24 protein-coding genes and 1 other annotated feature are annotated in these 22,554 nt (G+C 42.6%); of the genes, 3 read left to right on the top strand and 21 right to left on the bottom strand.

The window, feature by feature from the left end; translation table 11 throughout:
* Positions 1-194: 194 nt before the first annotated feature.
* The 12 genes from trxA to zapA all read right to left on the bottom strand — a co-directional run bounded on the left by trxA (position 195) and on the right by zapA (position 12,254).
* Positions 195-509 (bottom strand): thioredoxin, encoded by a 315-nt coding sequence (gene trxA, locus BK139_RS15875; protein WP_035330252.1) that lies wholly within the window; start codon positions 507-509, stop codon positions 195-197.
* A 170-nt stretch (positions 510-679) separates the two neighbouring features.
* Positions 680-1,657 carry an electron transfer flavoprotein subunit alpha/FixB family protein gene (locus tag BK139_RS15880; RefSeq protein WP_076260617.1) on the bottom strand — a complete coding sequence of 326 codons (978 nt, stop codon included), beginning with the start codon at positions 1,655-1,657 and terminating at the stop codon, positions 680-682.
* 41 nt (positions 1,658-1,698) lie between these two features.
* Positions 1,699-2,472 carry an electron transfer flavoprotein subunit beta/FixA family protein gene (locus BK139_RS15885; protein ID WP_076260620.1) on the bottom strand — a complete coding sequence of 258 codons (774 nt, stop codon included), beginning with the start codon at positions 2,470-2,472 and terminating at the stop codon, positions 1,699-1,701.
* A 265-nt stretch (positions 2,473-2,737) separates the two neighbouring features.
* Positions 2,738-3,511, bottom strand: a complete 774-nt coding sequence (locus BK139_RS15890; protein WP_076260623.1) for an enoyl-CoA hydratase — start codon at positions 3,509-3,511, stop codon at positions 2,738-2,740.
* Between the two features lie 39 nt (positions 3,512-3,550).
* Entirely contained in the window at positions 3,551-4,135 is a 585-nt protein-coding gene (locus BK139_RS15895) for a fatty acid metabolism transcriptional regulator FadR (RefSeq protein WP_076260626.1), read from the bottom strand.
* Between the two features lie 274 nt (positions 4,136-4,409).
* Positions 4,410-6,113: an AMP-binding protein gene (locus BK139_RS15900; RefSeq protein WP_076260629.1), complete on the bottom strand. Its 1,704-nt coding sequence runs from the start codon at positions 6,111-6,113 to the stop codon at positions 4,410-4,412.
* The gene (locus tag BK139_RS24055; protein WP_076260633.1) at positions 6,088-6,345 is read right to left on the bottom strand and encodes a hypothetical protein; all 258 of its coding nucleotides are present in this window, start codon (positions 6,343-6,345) and stop codon (positions 6,088-6,090) included. The genes BK139_RS15900 and BK139_RS24055 overlap by 26 nt, the downstream gene beginning before the upstream one ends.
* A gap of 118 nt (positions 6,346-6,463) precedes the next feature.
* Entirely contained in the window at positions 6,464-6,871 is a 408-nt protein-coding gene (locus tag BK139_RS15910; RefSeq protein WP_076260637.1) for a DUF350 domain-containing protein, read from the bottom strand.
* Positions 6,872-6,935: 64 nt separating this feature from the next.
* Positions 6,936-9,293, bottom strand: coding sequence for an endonuclease MutS2 (locus BK139_RS15915; protein ID WP_076260639.1), 2,358 nt, complete (start codon positions 9,291-9,293; stop codon positions 6,936-6,938).
* Between the two features lie 30 nt (positions 9,294-9,323).
* Complete coding sequence (polX, locus tag BK139_RS15920; protein WP_076260641.1) at positions 9,324-11,042, bottom strand: DNA polymerase/3'-5' exonuclease PolX; 1,719 nt, start codon at positions 11,040-11,042, stop codon at positions 9,324-9,326.
* 400 nt (positions 11,043-11,442) lie between these two features.
* The gene (locus tag BK139_RS15925; RefSeq protein WP_076260643.1) at positions 11,443-11,985 is read right to left on the bottom strand and encodes a CvpA family protein; all 543 of its coding nucleotides are present in this window, start codon (positions 11,983-11,985) and stop codon (positions 11,443-11,445) included.
* A gap of 2 nt (positions 11,986-11,987) precedes the next feature.
* Positions 11,988-12,254 carry a cell division protein ZapA gene (gene zapA, locus BK139_RS15930; protein WP_009333202.1) on the bottom strand — a complete coding sequence of 89 codons (267 nt, stop codon included), beginning with the start codon at positions 12,252-12,254 and terminating at the stop codon, positions 11,988-11,990.
* Between the two features lie 156 nt (positions 12,255-12,410).
* Here zapA and rnhC point away from each other — a divergent pair, with 156 nt between their 5' ends.
* Positions 12,411-13,349 (top strand): ribonuclease HIII, encoded by a 939-nt coding sequence (gene rnhC, locus BK139_RS15935; protein ID WP_076260645.1) that lies wholly within the window; start codon positions 12,411-12,413, stop codon positions 13,347-13,349.
* Positions 13,350-13,512: 163 nt separating this feature from the next.
* Here the strand turns inward: rnhC and pheT are convergent, their stop codons facing one another.
* From pheT to BK139_RS15950, 3 genes are all read right to left on the bottom strand, one after another.
* Positions 13,513-15,927 carry a phenylalanine--tRNA ligase subunit beta gene (gene pheT, locus BK139_RS15940; protein WP_076260648.1) on the bottom strand — a complete coding sequence of 805 codons (2,415 nt, stop codon included), beginning with the start codon at positions 15,925-15,927 and terminating at the stop codon, positions 13,513-13,515.
* Between the two features lie 42 nt (positions 15,928-15,969).
* The gene (pheS, locus tag BK139_RS15945) at positions 15,970-17,007 is read right to left on the bottom strand and encodes a phenylalanine--tRNA ligase subunit alpha (RefSeq protein WP_076260650.1); all 1,038 of its coding nucleotides are present in this window, start codon (positions 17,005-17,007) and stop codon (positions 15,970-15,972) included.
* Positions 17,008-17,072: 65 nt separating this feature from the next.
* Positions 17,073-17,351 (bottom strand) — a binding site (T-box leader).
* Between the two features lie 76 nt (positions 17,352-17,427).
* On the bottom strand, positions 17,428-18,177 hold the full coding sequence (locus BK139_RS15950; protein WP_076260652.1) for a TrmH family RNA methyltransferase: 750 nt from the start codon (positions 18,175-18,177) through the stop codon (positions 17,428-17,430).
* Between the two features lie 140 nt (positions 18,178-18,317).
* Between BK139_RS15950 and sspI the strand changes: the two genes are divergently transcribed.
* Entirely contained in the window at positions 18,318-18,524 is a 207-nt protein-coding gene (sspI, locus tag BK139_RS15955; RefSeq protein ID WP_035330267.1) for a small acid-soluble spore protein SspI, read from the top strand.
* A 148-nt stretch (positions 18,525-18,672) separates the two neighbouring features.
* Here sspI and BK139_RS15960 read toward each other — a convergent pair whose 3' ends face one another.
* Positions 18,673-19,758 (bottom strand): M42 family metallopeptidase, encoded by a 1,086-nt coding sequence (locus BK139_RS15960; protein WP_076260654.1) that lies wholly within the window; start codon positions 19,756-19,758, stop codon positions 18,673-18,675.
* Positions 19,759-19,865: 107 nt separating this feature from the next.
* Positions 19,866-20,357: a dUTP diphosphatase gene (locus tag BK139_RS15965; RefSeq protein ID WP_076260656.1), complete on the bottom strand. Its 492-nt coding sequence runs from the start codon at positions 20,355-20,357 to the stop codon at positions 19,866-19,868.
* Between the two features lie 141 nt (positions 20,358-20,498).
* On the opposite strand from BK139_RS15965, the gene BK139_RS15970 reads away from it, so the two are divergent.
* On the top strand, positions 20,499-20,912 hold the full coding sequence (locus BK139_RS15970; RefSeq protein WP_076260658.1) for a sigma-w pathway protein ysdB: 414 nt from the start codon (positions 20,499-20,501) through the stop codon (positions 20,910-20,912).
* A gap of 27 nt (positions 20,913-20,939) precedes the next feature.
* Here the strand turns inward: BK139_RS15970 and BK139_RS15975 are convergent, their stop codons facing one another.
* From BK139_RS15975 to rpmI, 4 genes are all read right to left on the bottom strand, one after another.
* The gene (locus tag BK139_RS15975) at positions 20,940-21,509 is read right to left on the bottom strand and encodes a TVP38/TMEM64 family protein (RefSeq protein ID WP_076260660.1); all 570 of its coding nucleotides are present in this window, start codon (positions 21,507-21,509) and stop codon (positions 20,940-20,942) included.
* Between the two features lie 65 nt (positions 21,510-21,574).
* Complete coding sequence (locus tag BK139_RS15980) at positions 21,575-21,847, bottom strand: DUF1294 domain-containing protein (RefSeq protein ID WP_076260662.1); 273 nt, start codon at positions 21,845-21,847, stop codon at positions 21,575-21,577.
* A gap of 117 nt (positions 21,848-21,964) precedes the next feature.
* Positions 21,965-22,324 (bottom strand): 50S ribosomal protein L20, encoded by a 360-nt coding sequence (rplT, locus tag BK139_RS15985; RefSeq protein ID WP_009333214.1) that lies wholly within the window; start codon positions 22,322-22,324, stop codon positions 21,965-21,967.
* 26 nt (positions 22,325-22,350) lie between these two features.
* Positions 22,351-22,551 carry a 50S ribosomal protein L35 gene (rpmI, locus tag BK139_RS15990; protein ID WP_009333215.1) on the bottom strand — a complete coding sequence of 67 codons (201 nt, stop codon included), beginning with the start codon at positions 22,549-22,551 and terminating at the stop codon, positions 22,351-22,353.
* Positions 22,552-22,554 lie beyond the last annotated feature (3 nt).

Consider the following 22,554-nt stretch of genomic DNA (forward strand, 5'->3'; position numbering starts at 1 on the left):
GGAGTGCTTTTCTTCCCATCAGCTGATTGGCTTATGACCTCGAGCCCCTAGGAGCCGCAGCTAGATCGGGCAGTTTGATCCCCGCTTATCCTCCTTTGTTTCCTCTGAGTCTTGAAGCGGGGGTCTTACTGCCCGTTAGACTGCGATAAAAAAATCCCGATGTCCGCATGGGACACCGGGAAATTTCTTTTAGATTAAGCATGTTTTGAAAGTAATTCAGCAAGAGCTTCTTTCGGCTGGAAGCCAACCGCTTTATCCACCACTTCACCGTCTTTTAGTACGATCAAAGTTGGGATGCTCATTACGCCAAACTTGCCGGCTGTTTCCTGGTTTTCGTCAACATCGATTTTTACAATTTTGACTTTATCGCCCATTTCAGAATCAAGTTCTTCTAATACAGGAGCGATCATTTTACAAGGGCCGCACCATGGAGCCCAGAAATCTGCCAATACTAATCCCGAACCAGTTTCAGCAGTGAAATTTTGGTCAGTCGCGTGTGTAATAGCCATTTGATATGCCTCCTAAAATTTAACTCAAATACTAACGACAGTATATCATCGTTTATTCTATGATGCGAACAATCTGCTCGATCGTAATTTACCCTATGTAAAGCAAATTATTCTCTTCTTTCTTATGGACTTTATGTATAATGGGCGGCCATCTGCCGCCCATTTGTACTTTATGCGTTTACTTTAAGCTTTTTGAACTCTTCTGTTAACAGAGGAACAACCTCAAACAGGTCTCCGACAATACCGTAATCAGCTACTTTAAAGATATTGGCTTCCGGATCTTTGTTAATCGCTACGATTACTTTGGAGTTGGACATCCCCGCTAAGTGCTGAATAGCTCCGGAGATACCGCATGCAATATACAGATCTGGTGTTACAACCTTACCCGTCTGTCCAATTTGCAGTGAGTAATCGCAATAATCAGCATCACAGGCTCCGCGTGATGCCCCTACCGCTCCGTTTAAAACAGAAGCAAGCTCTTTTAATGGCTCAAAGCCTTCCTCGCTCTTAACACCGCGGCCGCCGGCAATAATAACCTTAGCTTCGGATAAGTCAACGCCTTCACTCGCTTTGCGGACAACTTCCTTAATGATTGTGCGAAGATCCTTGATCTCTGCAGCAACAGAAGCAACCTCTCCTGATCTTGATTCATCCTTTTCCAAAGGAGCTATGTTATTTGGACGGATTGTGGCAAAAAGGAGACCATCTGTCACAATCTTCTTTTCAAAAGCTTTGCCTGAATAAATCGGGCGTGTGAAGACCAGATTGCCGCCTGCTTCTTCAAGGCTTGTTACGTCAGAGATTAAACCAGACTCTAGCTTGGCAGCAATTTTAGGAGCAAGATCTTTCCCCATTGCTGTATGTCCAAAAATAAGACCATCCGGACTTTCGGAATCAATCACAGCCATTAAAGCCTGTGAAAAACCATCAGGCGTATACTGCTTCAGCTTCTCATCTTCAACAGTTACAACACGGTCAGCACCATAATGAATCATCCCACTCGCTAAAGCGCTTACAGAATCACCAATTAAAACTCCTACAACTTCTCCGCCTTCTGATGCAGTCTTACCGGCTGCAACAGCTTCGAAGGATACATTACGCAATGAACCGTCACGGACTTCACCTAACACTAATACTTTTCTAGCCATATGTTTTACCCCCTGCGTTATTATTAATCAGTTATTGATGATCAGACAACTTTAGCTTCAGTATGAAGAAGCTTCACCAGTTCCTTAACTTGATTTTCCAATTCGCCTTCAAGAACTTTACCTGCTTCTTTTTTAGGCGGCATATAGATTTCAATTGTCTTTGTCTTAGCTTCAACATCGTCCTCATCAAGATCAAGATCGTCAAGCTCAAGCTCATCAAGAGGCTTCTTTTTCGCCTTCATAATTCCTGGCAAGGATGGATAGCGAGGCTCATTCAGACCCTGCTGGGCAGTGACCAATAATGGAAGAGATGCCTCAATTACTTCTGAATCCCCTTCAACATCACGTACTACTGTGGCAGAACTGCCATTAATATCAAGTTTAGTGATAGTTGTTACATAAGAAATTCCTAAAATCTCTGCTACACGCGGTCCAACCTGTCCGGAACCCCCATCAATTGCTACATTCCCAGCAATGATTAAGTCAGCATCTTTGTCTTTCAGGAATTCAGATAAGATTTTTGCCGTCGTGAACTGATCCCCATTCTCAACGTCATCTTCTGTATTTATTAAAACAGCTTTATCAGCACCCATCGCAAGAGCGGTACGAAGCTGCTTTTCAGCTTCTTCTGTTCCCACAGAAACAACTGTTACTTCTCCGCCATTCGCATCGCGAACCTGGATTGCTTCTTCAATTGCATATTCATCATAAGGATTAATGATAAATTCAGCGCCATCTTCATTGATTTTGCCGCCGGAGATTGTAATTTTTTCTTCAGTATCAAATGTTCTCTTCATTAATACGTAGATGTTCATGATTTCCCTCCTAGTAATTAAGCATTGTCCTATAACAAAGCCATTAATTAAAACATTTCTTCACTTCGAAAGATTGAAAATATTTAATGCGTACAGAAAGGTTCATCTGCTTCGAAGTGCCCGCTTATTTTAAAATTGAGCGGGCGCTCGCTCACAGACCATAACTTAACCAATGAATCTTCTGAAGATTAAATTAACCGCTTACATGTCTATTATAATAGATTATTAAGATGAATGTAATCTTTCAGCTCAATTCTTTTAACTGCTATTTTCCGGTGAAGTTTGGCTCCCGCTTATTAATAAATGCAGATATGCCTTCCTTGCCATCTTCAGATACAAACACTTCTCCAAACAATTCCGCTTCTTTCTTTACACCTTCGTAGAATTGTCCGGTTTTTCCGAAGTTTAATAGCTCAATAGCCGCCTTGATGGAGCCTGGGCTCTTCTTGGCAATTTTCTTTGCCATATTATAGGCATTTTCCAAAAGCTGCTCCTCAGGAAAGGCATGGTTAGCCAAACCGTATTGAACTGCTTCAAGCCCGGTGATCGGGTCGCTTGTGAACAGCATTTCAGCTGCACGAGCAGTACCTACATAGCGGGGAAGCCGCTGAGTTCCGGCAAAACCGGGAATTAATCCAAGCTGAAGCTCCGGAAGACCGAGCTTTGCGTTATCAGCTACAAGACGGAAGTGACAGCCCATCGCAAGCTCCAGGCCGCCGCCAAGTGCTGCACCATGAATGGCTGCAATAATTGGCTTAGGGAACTTTTCCATCCTCTCAAAGAGATTCTGTCCATAGGCCGCTAAGCTTGAAAAATCCTCTCCGCTTTCAATAGTAGTAAATTCTTTTATATCAGCTCCTGCTGAAAAGAATCTGCCTTCTCCGTGAATTAAAATAACTCTAACGTCACTATTATCTTCAACTTCATCCAGGACAGCTGAAAGCTCTTTTAATACACCTGATGAAAGAGCATTCGCAGGCGGACGTTCAATTGTAATCGTCGCTACGAAGTCGTTATGGGACCATTTCAGGTATTCCATCGTATCCCTCCTACAATATTATTGAGCACTTTATCATTTTCAAGGTTTTCCGCACCCGCTGATTAAAAGTTTATGGACAGGTCCTGCCAATGCCGTAAGATCATATTTCTGCTCATTCATTACCCATGTGGTCACGGTTTCGTCCATGGTGCCAAAAATCATCTGACGCGCCAGCCTGATATCCAGATCTGCTGAAAACTCACCGTTCTCCCTGCCGTCATCAAGAATCCTTTCCACTAAAGTGAGGTAGCCTTTGAGCACCTCATTAATTTTGTGGCGCAGGTCTTTATTGGACTGCCTCAACTCGAGCTGGGTTACAATTGCCAGGTGCTTGTCTTCCGAGAGCATTTTAAAGTGCGATTCTACCATCATTAATAGTTTCTCTGCAGCTTTCTCTTTTCCTGCAATTTTTTCCTCAATTTTCTCAACAAAGTAGCCCATTTTATCCTGAAAGAGGGATATTAATATATCTTCTTTGTTTTTAAAATATAAGTAGATCGTGCCATCAGCGACACCAGCCTGTTTGGCAATCTTTGATACCTGAGCCTGGTGATAGCCATTTTCAGCGATCACGACTACAGCCGCATCAATAATTTGCCGGTATTTAGGCTTTGTTTTTTTCATGTGGCTCCCTCCTTTCAGAATAAACGGGGCATTGATTTCTATCGGGCAGCAGTGCGGGGAAATTCCTATCCTGCTGCCGGGATCAGCCAATCCACTGGGTTTATTATTTTTAAACTAAAATGAATGAATCATCATTCATATTTTTATAATAGTAGGACAATTCATTTGTGTCAAGAATTTCCCTGTAAATATATTTTATTATTACATTTCCTTTATATCTAGACAAGCTTATTGATTCAAAAATAAAGAGCCGATTGAAAATCGGTCTCTGAAGCTAAGCCCGCTTTTCCTCTTCTTCTTTAAATTTCTTCTTTTCTTCATCCACTAACGCCCTTCTCAGTATTTTTCCAACTGCTGTCTTAGGAAGCTCTCTGCGGAATTCATATAGCCGTGGAACCTTATAAGCTGCCAGATGCTTTCTTGCAAACTGATCCAGTTCATCTTCCGTTGCCTCTTTTTCCTCCTTCAGCACAATATAAGCTTTTACTGTTTCTCCGCGATACGGATCCGGTATTCCGGCAGCAACCACTTCCTGTACTGCTGGATGCTCATATAGCACTTCTTCTATTTCACGCGGGTAAATATTGAATCCTCCTGCAATAATCATATCCTTTTTCCTGTCCACTACATAGAAATATCCCTTCTCATCCATGTAGCCCAGGTCACCTGTGAGCAGCCAGCCATCTCTTAAGGTTTGCTCCGTTTCTTCGGAGCGGTTCCAATAGCCTTTCATTACCTGAGGCCCTTTAACCGCAATTTCGCCAACTTCTCCTGCCGGAAGTGCTTCTCCTGTCTCCAGTGAGAAAATTGCTGCATCTGTATCAGGCCATGGGACACCTATACTGCCTTTGACACGGGGGCGGTCCCATAAGAAGTTCGCATGAGTAACAGGTGATGATTCAGTCAGACCGTAGCCCTCTACAAGCTTGCCTCCTGTTATTTCTTCAAATTTCTGCTGGACTTCAACTGGCAGGGCAGCAGATCCGCTAATGCAGGAGTCTATAGAAGACAGATCATATTTTTTTATATCCGGATGGTTCAATAACCCAATGTAAATAGTAGGTGCTCCAGGAAATAAGGTTGGCCTTTGTTTATGAATGGTTTTCAGGGTAGTTTCAGGGTCAAACTTCGGAAGGAGGACCATTTTATGCGCATCCATTACAGATAAAATCATGACTGTTGTCATTCCATACACGTGAAAGAATGGAAGTATGCCAAGCACCGTCTCCTCGCCGCGCCTGCACTTATAAAGCCAGGCCTTGCACATCGCTGTATTGGATACAAGGTTGCTGTGAGATAGCATGACACCCTTAGGGAAACCGGTCGTGCCGCCTGTGTACTGCAATAATGCCAAATCTTCTTCAAAATCAAAGTCATGGATTCTAAGAGGCTCTGCCGGTCTTTTTAATATTTCTGTCAGCAAATGATTATGACCTTCATGTTTTACATTAACAACGATTCCATATTGTTTTTTCTGGATAAAAGGGTATATTAAATTTTTTGGGAATGGAAGTGCATCTTTGATTGCCGTTACAATTATATGCTTCAATTCTGTATGCGGCATCACTTTGGTCACTCTGGGAAATAAGATATCCATTGTAATGATCGCTTTTGCTCCTGAGTCTTTCATTTGGTATTCCAATTCCCGTTCCATGTACAGCGGATTTGTCTGGACAACAATCCCGCCAGCCATCAGAATTCCATAATAGCTGATAACGGACTGAGGAGTATTCGGAAGCATGATCGCTACCCGGTCTCCCTTTTCAATTCCAAGACTCTGCAAATATGCAGCGAGCTTCAGGGAACATTCGTATATATATTTATATGTGAATTCCTTCCCCATAAAGTGGATTGCTATTTTTTCCGGAAATTCTTCTGCAGCATTTTTCAAATAATCCTGTACCGGCTGTTTTGGATATGACAAAGTTGAGGGGATTTCTTCCGGATATTGCTTAAGCCATGGTTTTGCTTCTGCCATTTTGTCCCTCCTTCATTCTTGCTAAAGTTTCAGAATAGCGATGTACTCCTTCTGAACTTTTTGAACATTCTAACTGTTCGTTCTTATTATAATATAATGCTGGATCTATGACAATTAGAATAAGACCTTGCACACAGGAAGAAATTTTTCCATAGGCTGTCCAATCTATTTGCAATATTCTTCTAATGATTAAAATAAAAAAAATCGCCATATAAATTGGCGATTTCTTCATTTCCCTATTTCACAAAAATATTATGCAATGAAAAATAAATAAATGGCCCCAATAAGAAGAAATACTCCGCTAAGAACCAGCAGAACTTTTGCTAACTTTTCCAATGTTAATTCTCTCCTTATAATAAACCTGCACCAATGACATAAGACAAACCAATTGACAGCACCATGGAAATAAAGCCGACAGCTTTGTTATTATTCTCAATTTCTTCGTCTATTCTAAACTTTGGTGTTAAAAATTCAAATATGAAATAGCCTATTAACAAAAGAAAGAAGCCAAAAACACCCCAGGTAATCATTGTCAGCAAGGTATCATTATGCATAATGGAGTGCCTGAAGATATTGGCGATCCCAAAAATTTTCCCGCCGGTCGCCATCGCTACTGCAAGATTACCGTTTTTTATTTCGTCCCAATTGCGGTACTTGGTGACTAATTCAAAAACGGCTAAAAAAACGATCAAACACAAAATGACAACACTGTAATAAGCAGCTGTCTGGATAAACTCATTTTCCCAAAATTCTTTCATTTATATTCTCCCCGCCGGTATTAAATCCCCTTCCCCTTTGAATAATCATAAGGGGATGGGAAGCTTATTTGAATTCAACGATTGTAACCCCTGTACCGCCTTCTCCAGCTTCACCAAACCGGATTTTCTTTACAGATCTGTGATTTCTCAGAAATTCCTGCACACCCTGCCTCAATGCACCGGTCCCTTTACCATGAATAATGGAGACACGGGGATATCCAGCCAGCAGGGCATCATCTAAATATTTCTCGACTCTTAAGAGCGCGTTTTCATAGCGCTCGCCACGTAAATCAAGCTCAAGGCTGACGTGAAAATCTCTTCCTTTCACCGTTGCCACTGGTTTTGTTTCCACAGGTTTTGGGCTTTTAATGTACTCCAGATCTTTTTCGGCAACTTTCATTTTCAGGATACCAATCTGAACCTGCCATTCATTTTCAGACACCTTTTCAAGCAGATGCCCTTTTTGCCCAAAACTCAGAACTTTAACCTCATCGCCAGCTTCAAAAACGTGCTTAGTATTCTTTGGCTTTAGTTTATTTTTGGCTGTACTCATCTGGGGCGCAGCATCGGACAGGCGTTTCTTTGCTTCTATTAGCTCGTGTTCCTTCACCTCAGCATGTTTCTCCATCCGCATCTTTCTTAATTCACGGATAATCTCTTCTGCTTCAGCCTTGGCTTTCTCAACGATATCGCCTGCTTTCTCTGCAGCCTTCTCATGCATAGCATCTTTTTGCTCATAAAATTCAGCCATTTGCTTTTGCAGATCTTTATGGAGTTTTTCAGCGCTTTTTAAAAAGTCATTGGCTTCTTCCATATCAGCCTCTGCTTGTCTGCGGCTTTCCTCCAGTGAAGCAATCATATTCTCAACCTGATTTGTATCTGTTCCGATATAGGATCGTGCTGTCTCAATCACTTGATCATTGAGGCCGAGCCGTTTGGATATTTCAAAAGCATTGCTTCGGCCCGGAACCCCAATCAGCAGCTTATAGGTCGGGCTTAGCGTTTCAATATCAAATTCTACACTGGCATTGATAACTCCTTCTCTGTTATAGCCATAGGCTTTCAGTTCAGGGTAATGAGTTGTGGCAATAACTCTTGCCCCCCGCTTGTATACTTCATCAAGAATGGAAATCGCGAGAGCTGCACCTTCCTGCGGATCTGTGCCTGCACCAAGCTCATCGAATAAAACCAGACTATTGAAATCAACCTGGTTAAGAATATCCACGATATTAACCATATGAGAAGAAAAGGTACTTAAGCTTTGTTCAATTGACTGTTCATCTCCGATATCAGCATAAACATTTCCGAAGACCGCTGTTTCAGAACCATCAAGCGCCGGAATTTGCAGACCGGCCTGTGCCATCAATGTGCAAAGCCCTACTGTTTTTAAAGTAACAGTCTTACCGCCGGTATTAGGTCCCGTTATGACTATTGTTGAATAATCATCTCCGAGCTTTATATCATTTGCCACCACTTCATCATATGGAATAAGCGGATGCCGGGCTTTGAATAATGAAATTTTCCCTTGATTATTAACTTTTGGCTTGGAGGCTTTTATGCGTTTACTGTATCTGGCTTTCGCAAACGTAAAATCGACTTCTCCAAGCACATCTACAATGGTTTCCAGTTCACTGCTATTCTCAGCTGTCTGTCCTGACAGCACTATGAGAATCCGTTCAATCTCCTGCTGTTCTTTTACCCTGATGCCCTGTAATTCATTGTTCAGCTGGACAATGGACGCGGGCTCAATGAATAATGTCTGGCCGGAAGAACTTTGGTCATGGATTATGCCTCCATAATGGCCCCGGTATTCCTGCTTAACCGGTATGACAAACCGGTCATTTCGGATCGTTATAATCGCATCGGAAAGCATTTTTTGTGCGCTGGTAGACCGAATCATGCTCTCCAGCCGCTCCCTTACACGCGATTCTTTTGTACGGAGCTGATTTCGAAGGGAACGGAGAGTCTCGCTCGCACTGTCAAGAACTTCCCCATTATCATCGACCGCATTGCGGATAGATGTTTCCAAATCAGCCAGAACAATAATTTTATCTGTATATCCCAATAGGATCGGCAGGCTGCTTTCTTCCTCGGCAAATTCCTCGATGAACCGTTTCATCTGCCTGCTTGCATGAATCGTGCTGGATATCTGGTTAAGTTCCTGGGGACTAAGCATTCCGCCAATAACCGCCCGCTTCACATGAGGACGGATGTCAAAAATGCCGCCAAGCGGTACATTCCCTTTAATTCTAAGCACTGTTACGGCTTCATCTGTTTCTTCCTGCCTGCGGATTACTTCTTCATAGTCAGTTGAAGGAAGAATATTTAAGGCCTTTTTTCTTCCCAGGGACGAAGAAACATGTTCCAGCAGCTGTTCCTTCACTTTATTGAACTCAAGTATCTTCAATACTCTTTCTTGCATGAGGACTTTCCCCTTTCATGCCCAATTTTCCTACTGGCGTTCTTTCAGAAATTTGAACAAATCTTTTGTTTCCATGGCATTTAGAACGGATTCTTTCTTGATCCATCCTTTCTTTGCCGCAGAAACACCGATTTCCATGTGATTTAAAGTGTCTATTTTATGTGCATCTGTATTAATCACTATCTTCACACCGGCTTCCTGAGCTTGTCTGATATGTTCGGCAGCAAGATCAAGCCGGTTCGGATTTGCATTCAGCTCAAGGGCTGTATTTGTTTCCCTGGCGAGCTCGATGAGCATTTCCATGTCTACTTCATAGCCTTCCCTGCGCCCGATCAATCTTCCCGTAGGGTGGGCAATAATGTCAACATGGGCATTCTGCAGCGCCGTTTTCAAGCGGGCCATGATTTTTTCCTTCGGCTGTGAAAAAGAAGAATGGATGGAAGCAATGACAATGTCCAGCTCCTCCAGAAGTTCATCGTCATAATCGAGCGATCCGTCAGGCAGAATATCCATTTCTACCCCTGATAAGATGGTGAAATCATCGAATTGCTCATTAAGCCTCTTTATTTCTTCTTTCTGCCTTCGAAGCCTTTCGGCTGTCAAACCGTTCGCCACTCTCAGGTATTGGGAGTGATCTGTTATAGCCATGTATTTATAGCCTCGGGCACGGCACGCTTCAATCATTTCCTCTATGGAATAGGCGCCATCACTCCAGGTTGAGTGCATATGAAGATCACCCTTAATATCTTCAAGTGAAATGAGCTCCATGTCCTGCGTGTATTCATCTACTTCCTTCCCATCCTCCCTAATTTCAGGAGGGAGAAATGGAAGCCCAAAATGTGCGTAAAAATCCTCTTCATTTTTAAATGTAAGGATTTCACCTGTTCCTGTATTTTCGACTCCATATTCACTGATTTTTTCCCCGCGCTCTTTTGCGAGCTGGCGCATTCTGACATTATGGTCCTTTGATCCAGTAAAATGATGGAGGGTTGTGGCAAATTCATGCGGCTCAACTAATCGGAAATCAGCCGATATATCATAGGAATGCTGAAAGACAACGGAAACCTTTGTATCTCCTGCGGCAATTACTTCTTTAATGCCGGCAAGGCTTAATAACTGTTCTTTCACAGAAGCAGGATTGTCAGTAGCTATTATAAAGTCGAGGTCTTTGATTGTTTCCCTCATTCTCCTTAAGCTTCCTGCCCTTGAATACTTATCGATATCCTTCATTTCAGCCAGGGCTGCTTCTATGCCTTCTGCTATCGGGAGCATGAATGCAAGCGGGAGCCGTTCCGGTCTGGTTCCTGCATTTTCAAGGGCTGCGAGTATCTTATCTTCAGATTTTTCCCCGAAGCCTGCCAGTCCCCGGACCTTCTGATTGCGGCACGCATCCTCAAGGTCTGCTGCATTTTCGACGCCCAGCTCTTTATATAGCTTGGCTATTTTCTTGCCGCCAAGTCCCGGGAGCTGAAGCAGAGGAATTAATCCAGCAGGGACTTCTTCTTTCAGTTCATCCAGAACAGAAGACTTACCTTCTTTGATGTACTCCTCTATAACAGCAGCGGTTCCTTTTCCGATGCCGGATAGCTTTGTAAAGTCATCAATTTCAGTCAAGCTTTCATCATTTGATTCAAGTGCGAGTGCCGCTTTCCGGAAGGCGGCTGTTTTAAACGGATTTTCTCCTTTTAACTCCATATAAACAGCGATCGTTTCTAAAAGTCTGACTACATCTTTTTTATTTATACTCATGAAAACCACCTGCCCGTAACTGTATTCGTAACCGTATTATCTCTTATTTTGCAGTGCAACTTCAAATCATGGCTATTTTCAAAAGACTGTTTTTCGCAATGTTTGTTGCTTTTTATATATTATATTCACTGAGTTGATTGGAGCGGAAGGTGCGAGATCCTCGAAAATGCATTCGTATTTACTTCGTGCGGTGTTTACTCAAGGAAGCTTATTCAAAGTCCAGCGGGAGTAGCGGGACAGGTGAGACCCAACAGACGCGCAGCGTCGAGGAGGCTCACCGCCCGCCCCGCGGTTCGCTGAGCAGCCTGGAGCGGAAATCAACGGACAACATAGCTGGCGAATAACAACATTTTTTACAAAACAGCCTTTCAAAAAGAAAACTCCTCTAGAAATAGAGAAGTTACGCAGCCATATATTCAACCCACATTTCTTTGAGCTGGTCAGAGAGAACAGGCGTATTCTTAACCATTAATTCTGCCATAAAGGAATTATTGATCGGTCCCTGCAGGACTTCGATTGGAACGAGTGCTGCTATGTATAATAGAATAAACATGATAAGATAGACTTCGATAAATCCGAGAATTCCGCCAGCCCAAACATTCAGCTGTTTCAGGACCGGAAGATGGGCAACAAAGTCGAGCATGCTTCCAATAATCTGCAGTAATATTTTTACCGCAAAAAAAATCACGACAAATGCAATGGCGCGATAGTAAGCATCTTCAAGATCCCCATTCTCAAATAACGTCTTAATCGCCGAGTCACTGCTAAAGCTTGGATATGGTACCCATAAGGTCAGCTTAGGCGCAAGCTCACCGTAATACATACGGGCAACAATGAAAGCAATGATGAATCCGGTCAAATGAATTAATTGGAGGATAAACCCTCTTTTCAAGCCTATTAAAAAACCAAAAACCAAAATAATGATAATTGCAAGATCCAGCATGACTACTTTCCGTCCTTTACTCTATTTAATTCGTTTTCCAGCCGTTCCAGACGGTCTGTTAGCTTTATATAATCATTAACTGCATTAACTGCGGTCAGCACGGCCAGCTTACTAATGTCGAGTGAAGGATTCTTCGAACTGATCTCACGCATTTTATCGTCAACCAGCGAAGCGACAAGGCGAACATGGCTGGAGCTTTCTGAGCCAACTATTACATATTGCTGTCCATAAATATCTACACTTGTTCGGTTTCTTTGTATCTCTGACAACGTCCATGCCCCCTTCTTTAAAGAATCCTAATCAATATCATAACACGAACGCATATTGGTGGGAAGTCAAAGCATGTCAGATGAGCTCAGTTAATGCAGGTTTTTTCCAAATAGAGGGAATAAATTCAACAGTACACTAAGATGAGGAGAATTAATATGAGCCAGGTAGTACTATTAAAAAAAGCAAGTGAAATCTCAAAAATGAAGGCCCATTATTCAGGCAGCCTAAATGACAAACAGCCTCCGGGAAGCGTATTTGCTGCAAAAGTGCCAGGATGTTCGATCACTGCCTATAAATCAGGCAAGGTTCTCTTCCAAGGGAGCGGATGTGAAGCAGAGGCCAAAAAGTGGGGAGATACCGCCCGCAGTGCACAGCCCAGCAAAAAAACCAGCCCTGCCGCAGCAAACCTGCCTGAAAATATCAGTTCCCTTTCAGTCGTCGGTTCAGATGAAGTGGGTACCGGGGATTATTTTGGCCCCATTACGGTGGTTGCAGCTTACGTAAAAAAAGATCAAATTCCTTTGCTGAAGGAGCTTGGAGTTAAGGATTCAAAAAACCTCGGAGATGAAAAGATCATCGAAATCGCAAAGCAGATCAAAGATATCGTTCCCCACAGCCTGTTAACACTGCATAATGAAAAATATAATAAACTTCAGCAATCAGGGATGTCACAGGGGAAAATCAAAGCATTGCTGCACAATCAGGCAATCGGGCATGTTTTAGGGAAAATCTCTCCTGAAAAGCCTGAGGCCATTCTGATTGACCAATTTGCCAAGGAAGAAATTTACTACAATTATATAAAAAACCAGCAGACCATACAGAGGGAACGGGTCTTTTTCAGCACAAAAGCGGAAGGAATCCATCTGGCAGTTGCAGCAGCATCCATCCTGGCACGCTATGCATTTGTGCGCCACTTTGAAAATCTTAGCACAAAGGCCGGTTTCCGGCTCACTAAAGGCGCCGGTCCGAAGGTTGATGAGGCAGCTGCCCGGCTTATAAAGGAAAAAGGACGAGAGGTATTGCCTTCTTTTGTAAAACTGCATTTTGCCAATACTGAAAAGGCCATGAAGCTGTATAACAGGAAATATAATTGATAATGAAGCATTCAATCTAATGAGAGATTGGATGCTTTTTTGTTTAAGAGACCTTCATTCTTCTGAGTATATCTTTTCAGCCAACAATCAGAATTTATCGGCTACTTTTGGGTATTTATCGGCCAAACGAAGAAAAGGCAGCCCCCAGGCTGCCTTCCTTATTTTATCCTCTCAATACTGCTCCGGCTTTTTCCTTCACAGCTTCCAATACTTTGTCATGCGCTTTTGTTACATCTTCATCCGTCAGAGTACGTTCAGGGTCGAAGTATTTAAGGGAGAAAGCAAGCGATTTTTTGCCTGGCTCCATCCTTTCGCCTTCGTACAAGTCAAAAACAAGGACGTCTTTCAGTAATTTGCCGCCAGCTTCTTTAATGATCCCTTTAAGCTCGCCTGCTGCTGTTTCCTGATCTGCCACAAGTGCAATATCCCTTGTGATTGAAGGGAAACGCGGAATAGCTTCATACTGCAAAGGTGAAACCTCTTCTTCCAGAATCGCTTTTAATGAAAGCTCAAATGCATAGGTTTCTTTCAAATCAAGCTCTTTCTCGACAGTCGGATGGATTTGGCCGACAAATCCCACTGATTCCCCGGAAAGGAATACTTCTGCTGTTCTGCCAGGATGCATTCCATCCTTTTGCGCTTGACGGAATTCAAGCTTATCAGAAAGCCCCAGCTTTTCAAATAACCCTTCAAGGATACCTTTTACAACGTAGAAATCTACCGGCTTCTTTTCTCCCTGCCATGGATGGCTGTGCCATAGACCAGTAACCGCACCGGCAAGATGCTCACGCTCTTCAGGCAATTCCTCTTCTCCATTGGAGAGGAACACTGCTCCTGTTTCATAAACTGCCAGGCTGTCGTTCTGGCGTGCCGAATTATATTTTAATACCTCCAGAAGCTGCGGAACAATACTTAACCGAAGCAGACTGCGATCCTCACTCATAGGCATTGCCAGCTGCACAGGCTTGCGTTCCTCCAGTGCATATTGAGCCGCCTTTGCTTCATTTGTTAATGAATAAGTTACTGCCTGATATAGTCCCGCACCTTCAAGAAAGCGGCGGACCAATCTGCGTTTATTCTGGTATTGGGTAAGATGCCCTGGTGTAGATGAGCCAACCGGTAAAGTTGATGCTAGGTTATCATAGCCAAATAAACGGCCAACTTCTTCAATCAGGTCTTCTTCAATCGTGATGTCGCCTCTGCGGGTCGGAACTGTAACAGTAATTGTATCGTTATCAGTATTCGCTGCAAATTGAAGGCGGGCAAAAATATCCTCTACTTCTTTCATGGATAATTCCGTGCCAAGGACACGATTGATTTTTTCAAGCGTTACAGACACCACAGCAGGCTCCACCTGCAGTGCATCAGCTTCCACAGAACCTTCAAGCACTTCCCCGTCCGCATATTGTGCAAGCAATTGAACAGCTCTTTCAGCAGCAGCTCTAACTCTGTTTGGATCCACACCTTTTTCAAAGCGTGCACTTGCTTCGCTTCTTAATCCATGGTCTTTTGAAGCTTTTCTAACCGTTGCCCCTTTAAAATAAGCTGATTCGATAATCACATTTTTAGTGTCAGGCTGCACTTCAGAATTTGCCCCGCCCATGACACCCGCAAGTGCAATTGGCTCTGTCCCATTTGTTATTAAAAGATGATCTGATGTTAACTCACGCTTTGCATCGTCAAGAGTGACAATCACTTCGCCATCATTTGCTCTGCGGACAAGGATTTGCTTTGATCCCAGCCGGTCATAATCGAAGGCATGAAGCGGCTGGCCGTATTCAAGCAAAATGTAGTTTGTAATATCCACCACGTTATTGTGAGGACGAATGCCTGCTGCCATTAAACGAGCCTGCATCCATACAGGAGATGGGCCAACCTTTACATTTTTAACAACCTTCGCAACGTATAGTGGATTATCTTCTTTTGCGTCCACCTGAACATCGATGTAATCAGATGCCTTCTCTGAAGAAGTCTCTGCTTGAGGTGCAGGAAGCTTTACTTCCCTTCCTAAAATAGCTGCCACTTCATATGCAACACCCAGCATGCTTAAGCAGTCAGAACGGTTAGGAGTCAATCCAAGCTCCAGAATCTGGTCGTCACGATTAAGCTGCCGAAGAGCATCCCCGCCAACCTCTGTATCATTAGGGAAAACATAAATGCCTTCAGAGTATTCCTTTGCAAACAGCTTACTTTCAATGCCGAGCTCTTGAAGCGAACAGATCATTCCATTCGATTCCTCGCCGCGCAGCTTGGCCCGCTTTATTTTAAAATTGCCTGGAAGAACAGCTCCTACTGTAGCCACGGCCACTTTCTGTCCCTTATCCACATTCGGGGCACCGCAGATGATCTGTACAGGCTCACCAGCCCCTGTATCGACTAAACATTTATTCAGTTTATCAGCATTTGGGTGCTGTTCCCTTTCAAGGACATGCCCTACAACCACACCTTTGATGCCTTCATTCAAAACCTCTACGCCTTCAACTTCTATACCGCTTTTAGTAATCTTTTCTGCAAGCTCTTCAGGTGTAACGCCTGATAAATCAACATATTCCTGCAGCCATTTATATGAAACGAACATTTGTGATCCTCCTTAATTATTGTCCAACTCCGGGCTTTCTAATTATTCATGAATTGAAAATTGCTTCAAGAAACGCACATCATTTGTATAGAAATGACGAATATCATCGACACCATACTTCAGCATGGCAATTCGCTCAGGACCCATTCCGAATGCAAAGCCTGTGTATTTCTTAGAGTCGAAGCCTGCCATCTCAAGAACATTTGGATGAACCATTCCTGCACCAAGAATTTCAATCCAGCCAGTGCCTTTACATACGCTGCAGCCTTTTCCGCCGCATATCTTACAGGAAATATCCATTTCCACAGATGGCTCTGTAAACGGGAAGAAACTTGGACGAAGACGGATTTCTCTGTCATCACCAAACATTTTCTTTGCAAAGACCTCCAATGTTCCTTTTAAATCAGTCATACGGACGTTTTCATCTACAACAAGCCCCTCTATTTGCATGAACTGGTGAGAGTGTGTAGCATCGTCATTATCACGGCGATATACTTTACCCGGACAGATGATTTTAACTGGTCCCTTGCCTTCATGCTTCTCCATTGTTCTTGCCTGTACCGGCGAAGTATGGGTACGAAGGAGAATGTCTTCTGTAATATAGAAGGAATCCTGCATATCCCGGGCAGGATGGCCTTTAGGAAGATTCAATGCTTCAAAATTATAATAATCTTTTTCAACTTCAGGGCCTTCAGCTACCGTATAACCCATTCCAATGAACAGATCTTCAATTTCTTCGATAATTCTTGTCAGCGGATGGTGATTTCCTGATTTAACAGGTCTTCCCGGAAGAGTGACATCAATTTTTTCTGCAGCCAGTTTTTCCTGAACAGCCGCTTCCTCCAGGTGCTTTTGTTTTTCCTCAATTCCGGCAGCAATGCTGTCCCGCACTTCATTCGCAAGGGCCCCCATTTTTGGACGCTCATCAGCAGACAATTTCCCCATTCCTTTAAGCACTTCAGTAATAGGGCCTTTTTTGCCTAAATAGGATACACGGATATCATTTAGCTCTTTCAAATCAGCGGCGGTGCTGATCTTTTCTAACGCTTCAGTTTGCAGTTCCTTTAAACGCTCTTGCATCTAAAAATCCTCCTTGAAATTAATACTTTTACTTTTTTGGCCAAAATAAAAAACCTCTATCCCCATAAAGGGACGAGGTTTCGCGGTACCACCCTTTTTAACACATATATGTACTTCATGCACGTGTTCACTTCATTGGGATAACGGCTTATGCCGGTACATCTTTACATCGAAAATCGGAAGCGGCTCGCTCAGCAGAGCGCCAACATTACTTTTCAATGGTCCCGATGCCAACTCTGGAGGTGAAACTTCTCTTGCATTTCCTGTAAAAATGCTTTCAGTCTTAGGCATTTTCTCCCTGAAAAGGCTGACTGCAAGGTACTGGTCTCCGTCATCGTTTTATTATTATAATTTTGCTGTTAATTATATTACATTCTTAAGGCTGTTTCAAACGGTTTTCATAAAATTGCCGCCCATTTTCTATTTTCTTAGATGATAAAGAAGAATTCCGGCAGCCACCGCCACATTAAGTGATTCGCTTTTCCCGAATATCGGTATATAAAGGTTTGCTGCTGTATTAGCCAGGAGCTCTTCATTTACCCCGTTTCCTTCATTTCCAACGAGCAGAGCGAAGGAATCTGAGGAATCATAATTCGTGTATTCCCGGGCATTTTCCAAAGCGGTTCCATAGACAGGCACATTACTTTCTTTCAATCTGACGATCCAGTCAGAAAGGTTTGCTCTTAAAACAGGCAAATGAAAGTGGCTGCCCTGTGCAGAACGGAGTACCTTCGGGTTATATGCGTCAACGCTGCCTTCACCCACAATAACAGCATCAATTCCAGCAGCATCAGCCGTCCTGATCATCGTACCCAGATTGCCGGGATCCTGGACTGCATCAACTAATAAAAACTGTTTTCCCTTCACTTCCTCAGTGGATGGCTCCTGGCTGCATACAGCAAAAATTCCCTGTGGTGTTTCCGTATCCGCCAGCAATCCGATGATTTCATCTGTAACCATTGTTACAGGGATGTCGCCATAATCCCAGCCGGGAGGCATATTTTTATTTTCATTGATGATTATTTCTGCTATTTGATTGGCTTTAAGTGCTTCTTCCACCAAATGAAAACCTTCAACTAAAAAGGTTCCTGTTTTGTCACGCTCTTTTCTGGCCAGAAGTTTCTTCCATTCTTTAACTTTAGGATTTTTTGCAGATTGTATATGCTTCAACACGGTCTCTCCTTTTAAAGAAAATCCCATACAACCGGAATTTTTCTGTACAGTTTTTCATTATAGCTTATTTGAAATACATAATAAAAGCAAAATTAGAGAAGATAATAACGAATTAAATCTGGAAGGAGTGCATTATGGTGAATTTAAACCTGCGCAATGCCATTTTACACAATGTATCAGGCAACTCTCAAGATGAACTGAAAGATACAATCGTGGATGCCATTCAAAATGGGGAAGAAAAAATGCTGCCTGGCTTAGGTGTATTATTTGAGGTAATCTGGAAAAACTCCTCTGAAGAAGACAAGCTGGAAATGCTTCAAACCTTGGAGAGCAGTCTTAAATAAAGTGAAACTTCAATCAGTGGGGATTTTCCTTATCCCCCACTGATTGTTAGTCGCGTTCTAGTGTCGCTAAGATCTCCGCTAACGCTTCGATCAATCGACACTGCGATAAAACGGAAAAAACTCCGGAAAGTGCCGGAGTTTTTTCATTTTATTCAAATGTAATCTTATCAACTGTTTCCCTGTCAAGCTTCTTGATCACTTCAGCAATCAGCTTTACTGCATTTTCATAATCATCACGGTGAAGCATTGCTGCATGTGAATGGATATACCGTGTTGCAATGGTGATTGAAAGGGATGGAACTCCATTATGTGTAACATGAATCGCTCCTGAATCTGTTCCTCCGCCAGCAATGGCATCAAATTGATAAGGGATATTCAGTTCATCTGCAGTGTCTGTTACAAGGTCACGCAGGCCTTTGTGAGAGACCATTGATGCATCATATAGGATGATTTGCGGACCTTTGCCCATTTTGCTCATGGCTTCTTTTTCAGAAATGCCCGGTGTGTCGCCTGCGATTCCAACGTCTACACCAAATGCGATATCCGGCTCGATTTTTTGCGCAGAAGTACGGGCTCCGCGAAGACCAACCTCTTCCTGTACCGTTCCTACACCATAAACTTCATTTGGATGTTCAGCATCCTTCAATTGCTTGAGCACGTCTATGGCAATTGCGCAGCCAATGCGGTTATCCCAGGCTTTCGCCAAAAGCATCTTTTCATTATTCATAACCGTAAACTCAAAATACGGAACCACCATGTCACCAGGTTTTATGCCCCATTCTTTCGCTTCTTCACGGCTTGAAGCACCAATATCAATAAACATGTCTTTAATTTCAACAGGTTTTTTGCGTGCATCCGGTGATAAGATATGCGGCGGTTTTGAACCAATTACCCCGGTAACATCTCCTTTCGATGTTACAATCGTCACGCGCTGGGCCAGCATAACCTGTGACCACCAGCCGCCAACTGTCTGGAAGCGGATGAAACCTTTATCATCAATGTTTGTTACCATAAATCCAACTTCATCCAAATGGCCGGCTACCATAATCTTCGGGCCGCCTTCTTTGCCGGTTTTTTTAGCAATGAGGCTCCCCAGTCCATCTGTTGTCACTTCATCAGCATATGCTGTTATGTATTTTTTCATAACCTCGCGCGGTTCGCGCTCATTTCCCGGTATTCCTTTCGCATCTGTTAAGTCTTTAAGCATCGTTAATGTTTCATCTAATTTAGCCATCATTTCGACTCCCTTAATATTTATTTAATCCTATTATACCGAACATCGAATTCAATATAAAGAATTATCAGACGGATAATCCCTCAGGCTGCAGGCGGAAAAATCGCTTAATATCCTTCAGCCTGCCTCTTATAATTTACTTCATTCTTGTCTATATATGCTTTTTCTATATGCGAAGAGTTAAATCCAAGCATTTCCCCCAGATGTAAGTAGACTGCAATAAGGTCTTTATAATCCGTTAAAGAACGGCTGGTCCGAAACTTTCCGATAGCTTCATAAACAGACAAGAACTGGCCATTCACTGAAACCTCCTTTTCCACCGAAACAGTAAAGTCCTTTTCCACGTCAAATCCGCATTCAATTCCAAGCGATAAAATGAAATGTATACCGTCTACAAACTCCTCCAATACTGTTTCCTGAGGGGAGGAAGTCTTAAGGCTCCAGAACTTAAAGCATCTTGTCTCATTTGCAAGCTCTCCCAATTCAACAAGCAGCGCCAGTATCTTACGGTCAAATAAGTCTTCTTCCTCTAAACCATGGTTTGATTCTATATGGCTGTCCAGCCCTTTTTGCATTTGGAATAATTGCTGATAATTCATTTTCCACCGTCCTATATGAAATTAATGATTAACTTACATTATAATGCCCATCAAAAAAATTATAACAAATCGCAAAAAAGTTGAAACTTTTTTTTAGCTCATCCGTATAGTAAGGAAAATAATAATGGAGGGCTGGTTACTATGTGGCTCCTGCGTATGCTATTGTTTGCTCTGATTCTTTTTCTTATATACACCACGGTAAAATATCTGCTCAATTCCAAGAGAAAGCTAGAGCTTGCCCACGAACAGAAACGATATTATTTTTGGGATGACCAGGAAAATGTCAGGAAGAACTTCCTGATTACGTATAAAGGAGTTTTATTTGAAGGTGAAAAGTATTTGGGTACCACCGATAATGCTTTTGATGTGGTCTCTATTTTCCTCTGGCCACACAATACATCGGCCCTTAAAGGGATGGTAAGGGAGGATTTTCTTTTTATTGAAAGAAAGATAAGCGAGGCCTATCCTACTGCAAAAATTGACTGGAAAAGCCCTGTGAAGGAGTTCATGCATAAAACAGCTTCTCCAGGCGAGGAAATTAAGGATCATTTTTAAAAAACGTTCGGCATCCCCGAACGTTTTTTATGCTGTTTTGAAGAATTCCTTCCATTTAATAACTGTCACCTTTTCCCTCAGTACAAATACTAAAACAGAAAGTGACAGCAAAATCAGGACAATCATTGAAGGAGTAAATCGGCTGATGAATTCTCCGAAAACGGTATAAAAAACAGCCAGCGGCATATTAGTGATCCATGAATTTTTAAGAAACTGATTAAATCCCTTGTTTCTTTCCATCAGACAAAAGCTCAATAAATGATAATGAATAAAAGGGATAAGCCTTAAAACTGCAACCTGGCCGACAGTTAAATTCCGATACTCCCCGAACCACCGCCTCTTTAATAAAGAAAGCTTCTCATGCGTCCCCGGCATTTTTGTGATTAGAAAATAAAAAAGAATGCTGCTGATCATTAACCCTGCAAGAGAGAAAACAGAGCCAAAAAAACTGCCAAAAAGAACTCCCCCTGTTATGCAGACAAGCGGTACCGGAATAAATAGAAACTGCCGGATAATATGAAAGAAGATAAAAGCAATGGGAGCAAGAATGCCGGCAGTCTCTGCCATAGCAAACAATAAAGTCAATTGATCATTCATGTGCCTCCACCTCTCCCCGATGACTTTCCTGCTGTTCCCTAAAGCTTATGGATGGCGCTGGCTGTTTATGACAATTGAATAACCAGGTACAATAGCAGGCCTGCTTCAAGCAATGCCAAGAAAGGCAGTCCCCATTTAAACTGAACATGCTTTGTTTTATGCCTGAAGGTCTTCATACCCAAAGTCATTCCCGCTGCTCCGCTCAAAAAGGCAGTGATCCAGAGGTTCTTCTCGCTTATACGGAACTCATTCCGTTTTGCTTTTTCTTTATCAAGCTTCATCAGGCAAAAGCCAATCACATTCATGATCAGATAGATAAGAGCAATTGTTTTAATCATGAGCTTTCTCCTTTATATGTATTAAGTCTGTATTGAGCTTAAATGAAACGAAAGCTTTCTTTCCATTAAAAGCAAATTAAAAAGCCATCCCCATAGGAATGGCTTTTGTATAAAATATTACTTGCTAAGCTGCTGCTTTGCAACTGATGCTAATTCAGCAAATGCTTTTTCGTCAGCGATTGCTAATTCAGCAAGCATTTTGCGGTTTACTTCGATGCCAGCAAGCTTTAAACCATGCATTAAACGGCTGTAAGAAAGACCGTTCATGCGAGCTGCTGCGTTAATGCGAGTAACCCAAAGTTTGCGGAAGTCGCGCTTTTTCTGGCGACGGTCGCGGTAAGCATACATTAGGGATTTCATAACCTGCTGGTTAGCAACTTTGTATAATGTATGTTTTGAACCGAAATAACCTTTAGCTAATTTGATGACTTTTTTACGACGTTTGCGAGTAACTGTACCGCCTTTTACACGTGGCATATTATTTCCCTCCTAATTTCGAGATATTACTTAAGATTTACTAATAAGTTACGGATGCGCTTGTAATCGCCTGAAGAAACAAGAGTTCCTTTGCGAAGCTTACGCTTTTGCTTTTGTGATTTGTTCGCGAACATATGGCTTCTGTAAGCATGAGAACGCTTCAGTTTACCAGAACCTGTTCTTTTGAAACGCTTAGCAGCGCCGCGGTGAGTTTTCATTTTTGGCATGGG

Source organism: Paenibacillus sp. FSL R5-0490, from assembly GCF_001956215.1.
Classification (GTDB): Bacteria; Bacillota; Bacilli; order Bacillales; family Cytobacillaceae; genus Cytobacillus.

What these genes read in the sequence shown, in the direction of transcription:
- BK139_RS15965 (WP_076260656.1), bottom strand. Translation starts at nt 20,357, where the DNA reads ATGAATTATCAGCAATTATTCCAAATGCAAAAAGGGCTGGACAGCCAT.
- BK139_RS15925 (WP_076260643.1), bottom strand. Translation starts at nt 11,985, where the DNA reads ATGCTGGATCTTGCAATTATCATTATTTTGGTTTTTGGTTTTTTAATA.
- BK139_RS15900 (WP_076260629.1), bottom strand. Translation starts at nt 6,113, where the DNA reads ATGGCAGAAGCAAAACCATGGCTTAAGCAATATCCGGAAGAAATCCCC.
- BK139_RS15895 (WP_076260626.1), bottom strand. Translation starts at nt 4,135, where the DNA reads ATGAAAAAAACAAAGCCTAAATACCGGCAAATTATTGATGCGGCTGTA.
- rnhC (WP_076260645.1), top strand. Translation starts at nt 12,411, where the DNA reads ATGAGCCAGGTAGTACTATTAAAAAAAGCAAGTGAAATCTCAAAAATG.
- BK139_RS15960 (WP_076260654.1), bottom strand. Translation starts at nt 19,758, where the DNA reads ATGGCTAAATTAGATGAAACATTAACGATGCTTAAAGACTTAACAGAT.
- BK139_RS15980 (WP_076260662.1), bottom strand. Translation starts at nt 21,847, where the DNA reads ATGATTAAAACAATTGCTCTTATCTATCTGATCATGAATGTGATTGGC.
- pheT (WP_076260648.1), bottom strand. Translation starts at nt 15,927, where the DNA reads ATGTTCGTTTCATATAAATGGCTGCAGGAATATGTTGATTTATCAGGC.
- rpmI (WP_009333215.1), bottom strand. Translation starts at nt 22,551, where the DNA reads ATGCCAAAAATGAAAACTCACCGCGGCGCTGCTAAGCGTTTCAAAAGA.
- BK139_RS15915 (WP_076260639.1), bottom strand. Translation starts at nt 9,293, where the DNA reads ATGCAAGAAAGAGTATTGAAGATACTTGAGTTCAATAAAGTGAAGGAA.
- pheS (WP_076260650.1), bottom strand. Translation starts at nt 17,007, where the DNA reads ATGCAAGAGCGTTTAAAGGAACTGCAAACTGAAGCGTTAGAAAAGATC.
- BK139_RS24055 (WP_076260633.1), bottom strand. Translation starts at nt 6,345, where the DNA reads ATGAAGAAATCGCCAATTTATATGGCGATTTTTTTTATTTTAATCATT.
- polX (WP_076260641.1), bottom strand. Translation starts at nt 11,042, where the DNA reads ATGAGTATAAATAAAAAAGATGTAGTCAGACTTTTAGAAACGATCGCT.
- rplT (WP_009333214.1), bottom strand. Translation starts at nt 22,324, where the DNA reads ATGCCACGTGTAAAAGGCGGTACAGTTACTCGCAAACGTCGTAAAAAA.
- BK139_RS15910 (WP_076260637.1), bottom strand. Translation starts at nt 6,871, where the DNA reads ATGAAAGAATTTTGGGAAAATGAGTTTATCCAGACAGCTGCTTATTAC.
- BK139_RS15885 (WP_076260620.1), bottom strand. Translation starts at nt 2,472, where the DNA reads ATGAACATCTACGTATTAATGAAGAGAACATTTGATACTGAAGAAAAA.
- BK139_RS15880 (WP_076260617.1), bottom strand. Translation starts at nt 1,657, where the DNA reads ATGGCTAGAAAAGTATTAGTGTTAGGTGAAGTCCGTGACGGTTCATTG.
- BK139_RS15975 (WP_076260660.1), bottom strand. Translation starts at nt 21,509, where the DNA reads ATGAATGATCAATTGACTTTATTGTTTGCTATGGCAGAGACTGCCGGC.
- BK139_RS15970 (WP_076260658.1), top strand. Translation starts at nt 20,499, where the DNA reads ATGTGGCTCCTGCGTATGCTATTGTTTGCTCTGATTCTTTTTCTTATA.
- trxA (WP_035330252.1), bottom strand. Translation starts at nt 509, where the DNA reads ATGGCTATTACACACGCGACTGACCAAAATTTCACTGCTGAAACTGGT.
- BK139_RS15890 (WP_076260623.1), bottom strand. Translation starts at nt 3,511, where the DNA reads ATGGAATACCTGAAATGGTCCCATAACGACTTCGTAGCGACGATTACA.